Origin of the sequence: Paenibacillus sp. Soil766 (assembly GCF_001428105.1) — a bacterium.
Taxonomy (GTDB): domain Bacteria; phylum Bacillota; class Bacilli; order Paenibacillales; family NBRC-103111; genus Paenibacillus_E.
Genome location: NZ_LMSJ01000025.1, coordinates 49,935 through 64,138, shown reverse-complemented (window position 1 = coordinate 64,138; position 14,204 = coordinate 49,935). Strand labels below are relative to the sequence as shown.

Below are 14,204 nucleotides of genomic sequence, written 5' to 3'. Positions count from 1 at the left end.
AACCCACTCCCGTTCATGTGACGAGGAGTGGGTTTATTTTTACCTATACAGTTAAGAAATTACGCATGATGAACATGATAGCGTCCCTTGGGTATGACCAAAGGGGAGCCCGATACAGGATCTGCGATTACCGCGCTATCAAGCCCGAAAATATCTTTGACCAATGTGCTAGTAATAACCTTCGAGGGTTCCCCCTCAGCTACGAGCTTACCTTGATACAGTGCAAAAATATGGTCTGCATAACGCGCCGACAAGTTAATATCATGAAGAACCATGACAATGGTAGTCCCATGTTTGCGATTAAGATCAGTGAGTAGGTCTAGGATCTCAACCTGATAGGTGATATCAAGAAAGGTTGTTGGTTCATCTAGAAATAAAATGTCAGTTTGTTGTGCCAGTGCCATCGCAATCCAGACACGCTGCCTTTGACCACCTGATAGCTCATCAATATTAGCGTTGGCAAGTTCAGTAATTTTCATAATTTCCATGGCTTCAGCTACAGCTTCATAATCTTTCTTGGTCCATCCACTAAATAACGCTTGATGCGGAAATCTGCCACGTCCTACTAAATCAGCGACGGAGATGCCTTCAGGAACAATCGGAGATTGCGGCAGCAGTCCTAAAACACGTGCTAATTGTTTCGGCGGTATCTTATCGATTTGCTTGCCATCCAGGGTGATACTCCCCGATTCCGGCTTTATAAGTCTTGACAGTGTTTTAAGAAGGGTAGACTTTCCACACGCATTGGCGCCAATAATTACGCTTATTTTATTACTAGGGATAACCAGGCTGACGCCTTGGATAATTGTTTTGTTATCATAGCCTGCAACGGTTTGTTGAGCTTGAAAATGATGTGTCGGCTTCATTATAAATCTCCCTTTCGATTCATTCGGATTAGCAAGAAGATCAGATACGGTGCTCCAAGTATCCCGGTTATGATACCTACAGGGAATCTGGTTTCGAAAGCGAATTGCCCGATAAGGTCTGATGCCAAAACTAAACTAACGCCAACTAGACCCGCCGGAATTACGTTGGAGAAACCAACCCCGACTAATCTTTTGGCGATCGGTCCCGAAAGGAAAGCGACAAAGGCGATTGGACCCGTTGTTGCAGTAGCAAGAGCAACCAGTAAGACGGCACTCACAATGAGTGCAATTCTGGTTAAGTCTGTGTTTACACCGAGTGTAGTGGCCGATTGTTCACCAAGCTCTAATAGACTCAAATGTTTGCCGAGCACGACAATGAGAGGCGAGAAGATCAGAATCGTTATGATCAGTGGCGGAAGTTCATATAATTGGACGCCATTGAGGCTGCCAGTAAGCCATCTGAACGCTGCAGGAATATCTTGCTCTGCGCCAACCAGTAGAAGATAGGATATGACAGAGTCCAGCATGGCTTGGATGCCTATGCCGATCAGGATTAATCGCCCGATTGAAAATATTTTCCCTCTGGACAATAGATAGATAAACAGGACAGTTGCAAGTCCAGCAATCACGGAAGCAACGGAAACAATAGTTCCGTTCGCGTGAAGGATGAGTATGCAAAAAACAGCTGCCGCGCTCGAGCCAGCAGTGATACCGATGACATTCGGGTTGGCAAGGGGGTTACGCAACATCGTCTGGAAGGTGTTCCCTGCAAGGCCGAAAGCAAATCCGGCAAAAAGGCCTGCTAACATTCTCGGTAAACGTACAGAGTTAATCGGAAATGACACACCTTGAACCTCTTCCCCCATCAGCACGCGGATGACATCTTTAACTGGGTAAAACGTGGTTCCCAGTAAAAGCATGGCACAGCAAAGTGCGCAGGAGAGTAGGGCAAGGATGCTGGTAACAAGGATCCATCGGCGGCGTCTTTGACGTCTTCCCGCCATAATAAATGCAATAGATGTATTTGTCATAATGAACGCACTTTCGATTTCATCGCTAGAATGATTAGTATTGGAGCTCCGATAAATGCAGTAACGACACCAACCTCAAGCTCTCCAGGGCTACCGAGCAGCCGGCCGATGACATCAGATATCGTCAGAATGATGGCACCTGAAAGAGCTGACATCGGAATAACGAAACGCAAGTCGGGACCAAGTATCAGGCGAATAACATGAGTCGAGATAAGCCCGATAAAGCCAATAGGTCCTGCAAGCGCAGTCGTTGCGCCGCACAGAATAACCCCTGCAAAAGCTGCAATAAACCGTAATGTACCTGTTCGGATCCCTAACCCAGTCGCTAGCTCATCTCCCAGTGCTAACGCATTGAGTGCGGGGCCAGAAATAATACCGATCAGTATGCCGATGATCAGGAACGGGGTAAAAGTAGCAACAGCGTCCCAGGTCGCCGACCCCACACTACCCACTTGCCAAAATCGGAATTGATCCATGACATAAGAGCGTGGCACCATAATGGCACTGACCAACGAAGAGAGGGCGGCACTTGTGGCAGCCCCAGCCAAAAGCAGCTTAATGGGCGTAGCACCGCCACGCCCCATGGAGCCGATACCAAATACGAAAATCGCGGTAATCGCAGCTCCTGCTAAAGCCAACCAAATATATTGATTTGCCGTTGATATGTTTAGGAAGGCAATGCCACAAACGACGAACAAGGATGCGCCCGTGTTAACCCCAAGAATACTCGGATCAGCAATGGGATTACGTGTGACCGCTTGCATCAGCGCACCGGAAACACCGAGTGCCGCCCCGCAAAACAAACCGAAAACGGTTCGGGAGAACCGTTTTCGAACTATGCTTGCCCCGTATGAATCGATGTTTGGGTGAAATAAACCATCGATGATATCATGTAATCTCACCATTCGAGAGCCAAAGGCCAGGGATGTAATTACGCAAATGATGAGCAACACAAGACAGATCAGAAGTACCATCATAAAATGTTTCGGCATATGTGAGTTTAGTTGAGTGCTGTCTGAGACCGATGAACGATTCATGGATCTATTTAATTGCTGCCGCGATTAATTTCAAGTATTCATCGATCGTATAAGAAATCGAAAGTGGATTAGGGTTTCCAGAAGCCGCTAGAGGAGTACCGTTACCGATCAGCACAACAGCACCTTTTTGAACTGCTGGAATATTACCTAGAATAGGATCCGCTTTAACGGCTTGTAATAAAGCGTCGTCCCCATACCCGATCAAGAGATCTGCATCGTTAAGAGCGTCAGCATTCTCAGAGCTTAATTTCAAGTTGTAGGCGGTTGGATCTGTAATTTTTTTCATTACGCCTTCCGAATAAACCATGCCTAGCTCAATTAGGAAAGCACCGCGAGGGTCAGCAGCTGTATAAATATTAATTTTGGATAAGTCCTTCGCTGAGAAGTTAGTAAATGCAATTTTTTTACCTTTCAACTGCGGATACTCGCTTGCTTTTTTCTTAATCAGCTCTTCGGTGTCCTTAATCAGTTTTTCACCTTCTGCTCTCATCCCCATGCCTGTTGCATTGAACAGGACTTGCTCACGCCATGTCGTTACCCAAGGGCTTTTCTCATAGGCTACAACGGGAGCGATTTTGCTTAGCGTTTCGTAATCTTTTTGTGTGATCCCGGAATAAGCAGCGAGAATGACATCGGGTTTTGATGCAGAAATAGCCTCGAAATTAAGTCCATCTGTATCTTGGAAAACATTCGGTTTATCTACGCCAAGGTCCTTAAGCTTCTTAGCTGTCCAAGGCAAAAGTCCACTTTTATCCTGAACGCCGTAATTTGCCGCTGAGAAACCTACGGGTACAACACCTAGCGCAAGTACAACATCATGGTTAGCCCATTGAATGGTAGCAACTCGTGCAGGCTTGCTTTTAACAACCGTTTCGCCAAAAGCGTGCTTGATGGTAATCGGATATTTCGCAGCATCTGGGGTAGTACTTGCCGCAGCTGTTGCAGCCGCAGTCGCAGCCGGAGTTGCTGCAGGTGTCGTGCTTACAGGTGTGGAGCCTGACTTTTCCGATGCACAACCAACTAGCGGGATCATAATAGCAGCAGAAATAACTAGCGTTTTAAAAGAGAGTTTTCGTTTTGCATTCATTGTGTAGACCCGTCCTTATTCTCAATTTGTATTTGTAAATTACTGATAATGATTATCACTATCATACTAATTTAAATCCAAGTCAGCAGGTTGTCAATGAAAAGTTTTGCAAGAAAGATTTCCTATGTCCGAAGGGTGAATGTTTAACCGGTGGTTAAAAAAGTAAATGCTGACGTAGGAAATTCCCTTTCTAGGATCTTTTTTGCTATATAATAATAGAGACTATTTTTCATCACGAGCTTCTTATATACCATATACTCATCTATCAAACCAATGAAGAAAGAGAGCACGCCAACAATGAATAAGAGAACACGATTTAATGATGGTTGGGAATTTACCAAGAGCAGTTTAGACGTAATTGAAAGCGCTGCCCTCCTATATGAACCGGTAGATATTCCCCATGATTGGCTTATTTATAATACGTTAGATTTGTATGAAAATAGTATTGGTTGGTATCGCAAGAGGTTTACAAATACGAGTGATGCTAAGCAGATTTTGCTGAACTTCGAGGGTGTTTATATGAACTCATCCCTCTATGTAAATGGTCAATTTGTTGGGGAATGGAAGAATGGATACTCCTCCTATGAACACGAGATTACAGCTGCGTTGGTGGGGGGCGAGAATGAAATTCTTGTGAAAGCCGTACACCAAAGCCCGAATAGCAGATGGTACTCGGGGGCTGGTATCTATCGGAATGTGTGGCTAAAAACAAGGGATCGCAATTATATTGTTACGGATGGGATTTATATCACAACGAAGCGGGAAGATGGCGGTTGGCAGGTCAATATTGAAACAGAGATGAACCTCTATGAAGATGTGCGAATCTCTCATACGATTTTATATAAGGATCAGATGGTGGCTGCGACTTCAGCCAAAGTTGCTGCAGGTGTGGATCCACATTCACGTCATCAGCAACGGCTAGTGGTGAAAGAACCGCGGTTGTGGAGTACGGACGATCCTCAGTTGTATCAGGTTGTAACCCAATTACAGCTTGTTGTGTCTGAGCAGGCGATTGAAACGATAACGCAAAATATCGGGTTTCGAGAAATCATTCTTGACCCCGGGCAAGGTCTGCAGTTAAACGGCACACACATGAAGTTAAATGGGGTTTGTGAACATCATGATCTAGGAGCTCTAGGGGCCGCGTTTAATAAAGAAGCGCTGAGAAGACGGTTTGTGATTTTGAAGGAGATGGGCGTTAATGCGATCCGTACTGCTCACAATATGCCTGCAGTAGAATGGATGGATTTAGCAGATGAGATGGGACTTCTGGTTGTCTCGGAAGCTTTTGATATGTGGGAAAGATCCAAAACCCCGTATGATTATGCAAGGTTTTTTAAGGAATGGGCTCAAATAGATGTGAAAAGTTGGGTCATGCGGGATCGGAATCGTCCGAGTTTACTGATGTGGAGCATTGGCAATGAGATTTATGATACCCATGCAGATGCGAGAGGGCAAGAAGTAACGCAAATGTTGATGGATGAAGTGCTCAAGTACGATCCCATGCAGAATGCTAGAGTGACCATTGGTTCGAATTATATGCCTTGGGAGAACGCTCAGAAATGCGCGGATATCGTGAAGGTTGCAGGATATAATTATGCAGAAAAATATTATCACAAGCATCATGAGGAGCATCCGGACTGGATCATCTACGGCAGTGAGACGGCCTCTGTCGTACAAAGCAGGGGAATTTATCATTTTCCTTTTGAAAGATCGATTCTTGCCGATGACGACGAGCAGTGTTCTGCTCTGGGGAACAGTTCAACGAGCTGGGGAGCTAAGTCAGCAGAAGCCTGTATTCTAGCAGAACGAAATGCCCCCTTCTCCCTGGGTCAATTTATATGGACAGGTTTTGACTATATTGGTGAACCGACCCCATATCATACGAAGAATTCCTATTTTGGACAGATAGATACAGCTACGTTTAAAAAGGATTCTTACTACATATATCAATCAGCATGGACAGATTATAAGCAGAAGCCAATGGTGCATATTTTCCCATATTGGGATTTCAATGAGGGTCAGCTGATTGATGTTCGCGTGTGTTCAAATGCGCCGAGAATTGAGCTGCAATTCAATGGCGTGACCATAGGTACCCATGAGATTGACCATGTACATGGTACTCAACTTGCAGGATGGTGGAAGCTTCCCTATGCGAAAGGGGAATTAATAGCGTTAGCCTACGATGAAGCAGGTCATGTGATAGCGACAGATGTCCAAAAATCCTTTGGGGATGCGGCACAAATTGGCTTACAGGCGGATAAAGAGATACTTTATGCTAACGGTACGGACGTCATTTTTGTAGAAATAACTATGGCAGATCAGGATGGTAACCCTGTAGCCAATGCGAATAATCGCGTGCATGTGGATGTTACCGGCGCGGGCCGATTAATTGGCCTGGATAATGGCGACAGCACCGACACGGATCCGTATAAAGGGACAAGCAGACGACTGTTCAGCGGTAAGCTCATGGCGATTATAGGGGCAACATTAGAACCCGGAAAAATCCATATCGAGGTGTCTTCCAAAGGGTTAACCAGCCAGATCGCTGAGTTGGCGTCACTTCAAGCAAACGATGAAATCGTTGAGGGGATTGCTGCCTCAGAGCGGAATCTGGAGCTGCCGTGTGTTGTGGGAAATAAGCAGGAAATACCTCTGCGGAAAATGGACATCATAAGCGACCTCGGCCAAACGTTCGACCCCTCGGGACAAGAGATGGTCGTACGGGTACAGCTATATCCGGAAGATACTTCCTATCAAGAAGTAGAGTGGCGTGTAGTGAATGATGCAGGGATTGCCTCCAACATTGCCAAAGTAGAAGCATTGGGTCATGAAGCGAAGGTTACAGCCATCGGCGATGGCGAATTCCGACTTCGTTGCATGAGTAAGAATGGTACAGACAAGACGAAGCTTATTTCCCAGCTAGAGTTTAAGGCAGTTGGGCTTGGCACGGCGTATAAGGATCCTTATGCATTCATATCTGCGGGACTCTTTGATTATAGTAAAGGCGAAGTGAGCAACGGAAATGAAAGAGGTGTAGCTACAAGTAGAGATGGTGAAACCCAAGTAGGTTTTCGTGAAATCGACTTTGGCTCTTATGGGGCTGATACGATTACGATGCCCATTTTTGCCTTAACAAGTGAACCGTATGCCCTGCAAATTTGGGAAGGGATGCCTGATGAACCGGGCAGTGAATTGCTAGCAGATGTCATGTATCACAAAGAATCGAAGTGGAATGTGTATCAAGAAGAAACCTATCACCTGTCCAAAAGACTTCGCGGTATTACTTCTATTTGCTTTGTCCTTCGTCAGAAGGTACATATCAAGGGGTTTTCATTTGAGCAGAAGATTAGGGCCTTGGCGCAAAATAGCGCTGCGGAGTGCGACCGCATTTATGGGGATACCTTTGCCATAACAGCAAATGGCGTGGAAGGTATCGGAAATAACGTATCTCTAGAGTTCGAAGCTATGGATTTTGCGCGTGAAGGTACTGCGAAGCTTGTTATATTTGGCCGATCACCTATTGAGAAGAACACGATTCACATCCGATTCGCCAATGATGAGGGCGAAAGTGTTCAACTTGTTGATTTTACACATTCCGATGGGTATGAAGAGCAAGTATTTGCATTGGCAAAAGTGGCAGGCCTGCAAAAAGTGACTTTCATTTTCCTCCCGGGAAGCCAATTTGATTTCGGCTGGTTCCGATTTGAGCGATGAGATAAAAGCCACTTCCAGGAAGGAAGTGGCTCTTTGCATGTCAATATACGAATTTTCGCTGTGCCCAATAGCTGAAGGCGAATAAGAGTGCTTCCGTCATGAGTTTTGCAGCGACGAGCGGGATACCGATGTTTTCATGAAAAAGATGAATGATACCATAATTCAACAACATGATAATGATAACGAGAGAGAAATAACGTGGCAATGATTTGCGGATTGCAATCCCATTTCTTTGGGCAAATACAAATTTCCGATTCATGGTGTAATTGAATATGGAACTGAACAGCCGCGATCCCATGACGGATAAGAGCAGACTTGAAGCCATCCATTGCAGCAAGAGCAGCAGTATAAAATCCAAGATCGCGGCGAATCCCGAAGATGCACAGAATTTCAGGAAAGGAAAGTAAACTCTGGCGGAATCGGCCAATGGGCGAAAATGAGAAGATTTATTATCGTCCAAATAGATGGTGTCGATCGGTACCTCTACCAAGTCGTATCCCACTTTAGGTGCCTCGAGAAGCATATTCATTTCATACTCGAAGCGATTTCCTGGAATTTGGCATAGCCAATCCAACATTTCCGGTGAATAGCCCCGCAGGCCAGTTTGCGTATCTTGTATGGGCTTACCCGTGGCCAAAGCGTAAACCAGCCTCGTAGCCGAATTTCCGATGCGACTGCGCAGGGGAACCTTGCCCGTGAATTGTCTGCTTCCCAGTACGATATGATTACGGTGCTCACGAACGGCTTTCGTGAGTCTTAGAATATCTTCCGGCAGATGCTGTCCATCGCTGTCGGCGCAGACAACGCCATCACTTCCACCATGCTGTCTCACATAATCAAAGCCCGTTTTCAATGCGCTGCCTTTGCCTTGGTTCATCCTGTGCGTTAGCACGGTACAACCGGCTTGCTTCGCTGAATCGAAAATAGGGCGGTACTCTTCACCGCTGCCATCGTCAACGACAAGGATCGAAGCGTCGCTGACTTCTTTTAGTTTATGGATAAGAGAAATTAACCTTTCGTCCGGCTCGTAGGAGGGGATGAGGATAGTCATTGTATCAGTCCTCCTTGCTAAGATTTAGGAATATAGATAATGTCACTTACGCCTCGTTCATTGCCTTTGCCCAGCGGATTGTTAACGACTCTGCCCATGAAATACATCGTGGAAGAGCCCCCGCCATCGAGATTATAGGCTTCGGTAGCGCCGAGTTCATGGAATAGATTTGCAAATTCGGTTAACGTCATGCCGCGGCTATAGTTGGTTTTTCGCCCGTCCACCACGATAAACAAAAAGTGATTCGGCGAGATCATCCCGATACCGGTGCGCGGATTGGCATCTTGAATCGAGCGATTTCCAAAGTTTTTGTCAATTTGCACGGCGGAGAAATCTCCGGCTATCTCGCCATCTTTGACGAGGGTAGGGCCGAAGGAAAAGGTGTTGGTTGTTCCCTTGCTGAGTAAATCATCGGAAGAGAGCTCCTCTTCGTTATAAGACAGCAAGGTGCCGTCCCTGAGAAGGGCTAAGCCGTCACGCGCTGGATCATCGCGGTAAACGGTGCCGCCTCGGATGATGACACCGTCGTTGCGAAAGCCATAGTAATCGCCATTAATCGCGAATAGGGCATTGTTGCTAGCCGCGATCGTCGAAGTGTTCTCGATGATGTTCGTGCCAAAAGCATTCTTAGCGAACGCTGTGCTTAGGCTTGTGCTTTTGTTGAAAGTCACGTCGGCGACGAAATAGGTGATTGCACTAGATCCGGAGCCCGTTTGCACCTGTTTGATACGAATCGTCTGGTTATCATCCTTGTAATTCCAGTCATCGTATTGCGCTTGTGGCGTTATTTGTTTGGCGGGCTCTTCTTGCGTCACGACGTTGTTCGGAGCGACAACGACCTCAACGTGCTCGAATAAATAACGATTAGCAAGCCAGTAGAGAATCGCAGCGATGATAAGCAGACATATAGCTATGATGGTGATAATTTTGGTTTTTTGTCGATGGCGGAACATGATGATCACTCCTTTTCGGTTCATATAACTATCTTAGAACGGTAACCTTTAGTGAAGCTTAAATGCCTGAAGGATAGGAGGGTAAGTATGTATAAAGTTTAAAGTTTAGAGTTTAAGCTTTAAACTTTAAATTCCAAACTTTAAAGGGTAAACTTTATTTCCTCCCCAAAACAAAATTGTTAATAATTCCTAATAACCGTCTTAAATCTCCTCTTTCAACCGAATCTATTATAGTATTTCAATAAGGTTGGGAGAGGAAATAGACATGGCCAAACATGATATTCTTACCACAACTATTCACTTATCCATTGATAATGGCAGCAGTCATATTAAAGGCATCTATGATGAGTTGAACAACAGCTTTATTTTCCCTAATGTTGTCGCACAACCATTTGGGGAGCGATTTTTGCTGATGGAGCAAGGAGATCCCTTGGATTTCTTAGATGTGCAAATCACATCGTCAGCGATTGATTCAGAGCAATATCGTCATGTCTACGTTGGAAACTTGGCTATCGGTGACGAAGGAATTGTGCATGAAATTGTAGGAGATAAAGCGGTACAAAAGAAGGCTCAGCGGCCTGAAACCATGGTAACACTCCTAACGGCTGCGGCATATGCCATTGCCACGAAGCATGGGGATGCAATTAAACGCGGCAAGAATCGTATTAAAGCTACGGTGTACTTAGGAACGGGACTACCCATAAGAGAAATAACGAAATTTAGCGAAGAATTTGCACATAAGATTACAGGCGGCATTCATTCTATTACGTTTGTTACGACACCGATATTTAAAGGCGTAACGGTAGACATGGAGTTTACGTTGCCATCGGATATCAGCATTGACGATGTGTCAGGTGTCTATGACATGGAGGCTACATCCAAGTCACAGCTGTCACATAAAGGCTTCGGGATTGCAGATGTTGGCGGTGTTGATATGGATATTGCTTTTTTCAGACCAGGGCTTGATCTGGATCAACGGCATTCAACGGGGGCGAAAATCTACCTAAACGATGCGTTGGAAAGCATACGGAATGAAATCAACGCTCAAGGAGAAGAGTTAATCTCAAGCACAGCCGAACTGACGATCATGTTAGTCAACAAGGAGTATGAAATTTACGCTGAGGGTAAAGTGGCTTTTGACATGACGAACCTCGTCAACCGTCACATGCGCATCCTAGCCGAGAAGGTGTTAAAATACGCCCGCAACTCGTGGAAACATGTTCGCTATGCCAATGAGTTTTGGTTTATCGGTGGCGGGGCCATCGTTCTGCAACCTTGGATCGAGAAATTAAATGCCGAGTTAGGCTTGCCAATCCGATTTGATAAATCAGAGTACAGTCAATTCCGTAATGTGCGCGGTACTTTCTTTTTGCTGGAGCATGCCTTGAAACATACGAATGATGAAGCAGCGGCAAGCCTAGAAACCCAGAAGGAAACTGAGGCTGGGAGCGGAGCGGATTGAAGAAACGGAGATCGACTGTTCTGGTGAGTCCAGGTAAGGATGTGACGCTATACATTCCGACAGAAACACCGCCAGAGGTTATTGCGTATATGAACCAGTTGAAAGCTGAAGGCATGTTTAGTCATGGCATTATGGAGATTTTGACAAAACATATCCTTCGTGAACAATCACTAGCTGCGTTGGTAGGCGAAGAGGATCCAAATCATGATATCGAATCATTCGTAGAGGATGATATGTTCTTAACCGCACCCATGGAACACCAGGAATCTGAGGATATCCCGGTTTCTAACAGACAGAAGAACTTCAGTTTAGAAGATATATTTCGGCAAGCTGGTCGGAATGCTGGCAAGCTTATGTAGGATGTAAACGGGTGGGGTGAACTCCGAGCATAATGAAAAGGAGGACATCAACATGTCTAATGGACAAGTAAGCGAGGGTACACGTAATTTTACACTGTCGGATGATATTTTCCGTCAACCAGGTCTAGATATATGTTCTCAAATGGTCTACATTATTTTGAAAAGTTTTGGCTCCGAGTCTAACTTCCCTGAGGTATCGGAGATTGCGATTCTTGGGAGAATGACGGACAAGCAGACGATGAAGGCACTGCAAGACCTCGTCGATCTTAAAATCCTTCCGCACAAGCTGTTTCGCCGGATGGTCGGAGATTTCCAAGATGACCGCCTCTCATGGGCGGCTAAGGGTTTACTTCTCTTTTGCAAAGAGAACCCGCATGTTCATTTACATGACTTACTTGAATTAACGAGCCAATCTAGCGAGGATGAGCTTAGCATTTGCAACTCGTTACGAGAGTTAAGTCAACACGGCTACTTAGATGAATACCCTGAATGGCTGCAAATTGCGGACTGAGATCAGCGAGGATGGTTTGGCGCTAAACGAGACAAACTAAAACGTATGCCAAGGCTAATGCGTTTGGCAACTCAACCATTAACGCTAAGAGGTGATCATGTGAGCGGAAGAAATAATAAGCCAGATAATGACGGACCAGCAGGGCACCCAGGCAGGCTGGACCAGTTTGGTGACAAGCTGGGATCGAGCAATGAGGCAGAGTTTGAAGCGGCAGCCAACCAGGCATGCGACGTTCCTTCGACAGAGGATTTGAGCGATCAAGGGCAGCACGAATAAGGGGCTTCGTTATAGTTTACAAAGTAAGACCATCCTACCTAGGATGGTCTGTTTGTTGTCTCTCTTTTCTCTAAAATCAATCGTTATTCCTCTTTCCTGAAGGTGCGACTTCAAAAGCTTGCTGAATACTATCCATTTTGAACTCTGGAAATATATCAATTGTTAGCGACTTGTCAGATAGCTCTGTCGGTGGCTTCAATGTTACATACAATCCTATTCCACAAAGAATAAGTAGGCAAACAATAAACATAAGGATTCCTCCTGTTCGTTGACATGTAACCAATCCTATTTCACTTGTATTACCTGATAAATGACATGAATCGTTATTTATACTGCATGTATATGTCACGTGTCCGCGAACGCTCTAGGGTATAGCCCGTATTTCTACTTCTTTGCAATTATAATTCTTTAAACGTACCAAAATGTGCTTTTTCACTAGAACAGGCTATTTTATAGGTTCATACACTGATATTGCAAATACCTATATGGATAAATGTTCCCTAGTAACAAATGTCTAGATTCCTGAGAGGAGGGTTAAGTCATTATGAATCGTTCGAAAGTATTTTTTAATCCTAGTGCTTTTAATTCAAAAACTTTTCGTATTATAGAAGTCGCTGCTAAACTGAGTTCGTATAGAGTAAAGGCAAAACCTGACATTCCCCAAACCCTAGCAAGTGGTTTAGAGGATCATTGCCTAATATGTAAAAGAAAAGAGCCATGTAAATGTACCAAGCATAAGAAAAAGAAGAGAAAATTGAAATGTCATAAACCCCAAAAAAGGAATAGGTGTAAAAAACATCACTGTAAGCTATGCCGTAGGGGACCAGCCGGACCGGCGGGGCCAGCGGGGCCAGCGGGGCCAGCGGGACCAGCGGGGCCAGCAGGACCAGCAGGATCAGTGGGGCCAGCAGGACCAGCCGGACCAGCGGGGCCAGCAGGACCAGCAGGACCAGCAGGACCAAAGGGGCCAGAAGGTCCAAAAGGACCAGAAGGACCGAAAGGACCAAAAGGGCCAGAAGGACCCAGAGGACCAGAAGGACCAAAAGGTCACAAAGGACCAGAAGGACCAGAGGGACCAGAGGGACCAAAAGGACCAGAGGGACCAAGAGGACCAGAAGGGCCAGAAGGTCCAAAAGGACCGGAAGGGCCAGCTGGACCACCAAAACCTCCAGGACCACCGAAGCCACCTGGACCGCCCAAACCGCCGGGGCCGCCTAAACAGGAGGATAGGTGCAGTAAAGAGAGCTGTAAATGTTGTCACAAGGGGAATGACAGCATGCAGAATCTAATAAGTCAGCTCAAGAATATTACACTGAAAGAGCTGCACACATTAGACTACTCCACTAGTAAATATTCAAATGTGAAAATAATTTCTGCCGAAAACGGTATATTAAATTTTGCAAGCAATGGCGTTGAGCACTTCGTACCTATGCATCTTATTGCAGGTGTAGAGGTCTGGTCAGGCGATTATGATAGCAAGATGTTAACTGAAACAGATAACTCTGATAGCAGCGAGAGCTCGGGTATGGTGAGCTTGTTCAATTCATTAGTCGGTAAAGCCAAAGTTGATTTCAGTACGTTGGCTGAACAGTTGAACGATATATCCAATGCGGCAGTTATGGGACTAAACGAAGAGATTGTCGTATTATCCACGCGAGATACCGTGTATGCTGTTGCATTAAAATGTATTTCTGAAGTATCGAATGTGAAGATGACGTAACGTCTGTCTGAAATCGTGCAGATCCCCTCCAGCCTATTAATTGGAGGGGATCTGTATGTATATCCACGTATAAATACCCTCTAGTGATATTCGTGGAGTTTTTAAGAGACAGGGCATTCGTTGGGTACAAACCT

Annotated in this window: 12 protein-coding genes; 6 read left to right on the top strand and 6 right to left on the bottom strand. The window is 45.4% G+C overall.

The genetic code is table 11. From position 1 onward, the window contains the following. Positions 1–59 precede the first annotated feature (59 nt). The 4 genes from ASG89_RS20210 to ASG89_RS20195 are packed head-to-tail and all read right to left on the bottom strand — an operon-like array spanning position 60 to position 4,021. Positions 60–866, bottom strand: a complete 807-nt coding sequence (locus ASG89_RS20210; RefSeq protein WP_057312886.1) for an ABC transporter ATP-binding protein — start codon at positions 864–866, stop codon at positions 60–62. Further along, complete coding sequence (locus tag ASG89_RS20205) at positions 866–1,897, bottom strand: FecCD family ABC transporter permease (RefSeq protein WP_057312885.1); 1,032 nt, start codon at positions 1,895–1,897, stop codon at positions 866–868. Before ASG89_RS20205 ends, ASG89_RS20210 begins: the two co-directional genes overlap by 1 nt. Beyond that, positions 1,894–2,934 carry a FecCD family ABC transporter permease gene (locus tag ASG89_RS20200; RefSeq protein WP_057312884.1) on the bottom strand — a complete coding sequence of 347 codons (1,041 nt, stop codon included), beginning with the start codon at positions 2,932–2,934 and terminating at the stop codon, positions 1,894–1,896. Before ASG89_RS20200 ends, ASG89_RS20205 begins: the two co-directional genes overlap by 4 nt. Before the next feature lie 4 nt (positions 2,935–2,938). Continuing rightward, positions 2,939–4,021, bottom strand: a complete 1,083-nt coding sequence (locus ASG89_RS20195; protein WP_057312883.1) for an iron-siderophore ABC transporter substrate-binding protein — start codon at positions 4,019–4,021, stop codon at positions 2,939–2,941. 297 nt (positions 4,022–4,318) lie between these two features. Here ASG89_RS20195 and ASG89_RS20190 point away from each other — a divergent pair, with 297 nt between their 5' ends. After that, the gene (locus ASG89_RS20190; RefSeq protein ID WP_057312882.1) at positions 4,319–7,738 is read left to right on the top strand and encodes a glycoside hydrolase family 2 TIM barrel-domain containing protein; all 3,420 of its coding nucleotides are present in this window, start codon (positions 4,319–4,321) and stop codon (positions 7,736–7,738) included. Between the two features lie 40 nt (positions 7,739–7,778). Here ASG89_RS20190 and ASG89_RS20185 read toward each other — a convergent pair whose 3' ends face one another. Next, a complete protein-coding gene (locus tag ASG89_RS20185) occupies positions 7,779–8,789 on the bottom strand; it encodes a bifunctional glycosyltransferase family 2/GtrA family protein (RefSeq protein ID WP_057312881.1) in 1,011 nt (336 codons plus the stop codon). 17 nt (positions 8,790–8,806) lie between these two features. Then, positions 8,807–9,742, bottom strand: a complete 936-nt coding sequence (locus tag ASG89_RS20180; RefSeq protein ID WP_057312880.1) for a phosphodiester glycosidase family protein — start codon at positions 9,740–9,742, stop codon at positions 8,807–8,809. A 265-nt stretch (positions 9,743–10,007) separates the two neighbouring features. Here ASG89_RS20180 and ASG89_RS20175 point away from each other — a divergent pair, with 265 nt between their 5' ends. The 5 genes from ASG89_RS20175 (at position 10,008) to ASG89_RS37775 (ending at position 14,070) form a co-directional block, all read left to right on the top strand. After that, on the top strand, positions 10,008–11,204 hold the full coding sequence (locus ASG89_RS20175) for a ParM/StbA family protein (protein ID WP_057312879.1): 1,197 nt from the start codon (positions 10,008–10,010) through the stop codon (positions 11,202–11,204). Further along, positions 11,201–11,563, top strand: a complete 363-nt coding sequence (locus ASG89_RS20170; protein WP_057312878.1) for a hypothetical protein — start codon at positions 11,201–11,203, stop codon at positions 11,561–11,563. The genes ASG89_RS20175 and ASG89_RS20170 overlap by 4 nt, the downstream gene beginning before the upstream one ends. A gap of 52 nt (positions 11,564–11,615) precedes the next feature. After that, positions 11,616–12,074, top strand: a complete 459-nt coding sequence (locus ASG89_RS20165; protein ID WP_057312877.1) for a hypothetical protein — start codon at positions 11,616–11,618, stop codon at positions 12,072–12,074. 99 nt (positions 12,075–12,173) lie between these two features. Further along, a complete protein-coding gene (locus tag ASG89_RS37195) occupies positions 12,174–12,350 on the top strand; it encodes a hypothetical protein (protein WP_200963503.1) in 177 nt (58 codons plus the stop codon). Positions 12,351–13,248: 898 nt separating this feature from the next. Further along, positions 13,249–14,070, top strand: coding sequence for a collagen-like protein (locus ASG89_RS37775; RefSeq protein ID WP_235549842.1), 822 nt, complete (start codon positions 13,249–13,251; stop codon positions 14,068–14,070). The last annotated feature ends 134 nt before the right edge of the window (positions 14,071–14,204 follow it).

Bases quoted from the DNA above. Each gene is read 5' to 3' on its own strand.
- ASG89_RS20210 (WP_057312886.1), bottom strand. From the start codon at position 866: ATGAAGCCGACACATCATTTTCAAGCTCAACAAACCGTTGCAGGCTAT.
- ASG89_RS20205 (WP_057312885.1), bottom strand. From the start codon at position 1,897: ATGACAAATACATCTATTGCATTTATTATGGCGGGAAGACGTCAAAGA.
- ASG89_RS20200 (WP_057312884.1), bottom strand. From the start codon at position 2,934: ATGAATCGTTCATCGGTCTCAGACAGCACTCAACTAAACTCACATATG.
- ASG89_RS20195 (WP_057312883.1), bottom strand. From the start codon at position 4,021: ATGAATGCAAAACGAAAACTCTCTTTTAAAACGCTAGTTATTTCTGCT.
- ASG89_RS20190 (WP_057312882.1), top strand. From the start codon at position 4,319: ATGAATAAGAGAACACGATTTAATGATGGTTGGGAATTTACCAAGAGC.
- ASG89_RS20185 (WP_057312881.1), bottom strand. From the start codon at position 8,789: ATGACTATCCTCATCCCCTCCTACGAGCCGGACGAAAGGTTAATTTCT.
- ASG89_RS20180 (WP_057312880.1), bottom strand. From the start codon at position 9,742: ATGTTCCGCCATCGACAAAAAACCAAAATTATCACCATCATAGCTATA.
- ASG89_RS20175 (WP_057312879.1), top strand. From the start codon at position 10,008: ATGGCCAAACATGATATTCTTACCACAACTATTCACTTATCCATTGAT.
- ASG89_RS20165 (WP_057312877.1), top strand. From the start codon at position 11,616: ATGTCTAATGGACAAGTAAGCGAGGGTACACGTAATTTTACACTGTCG.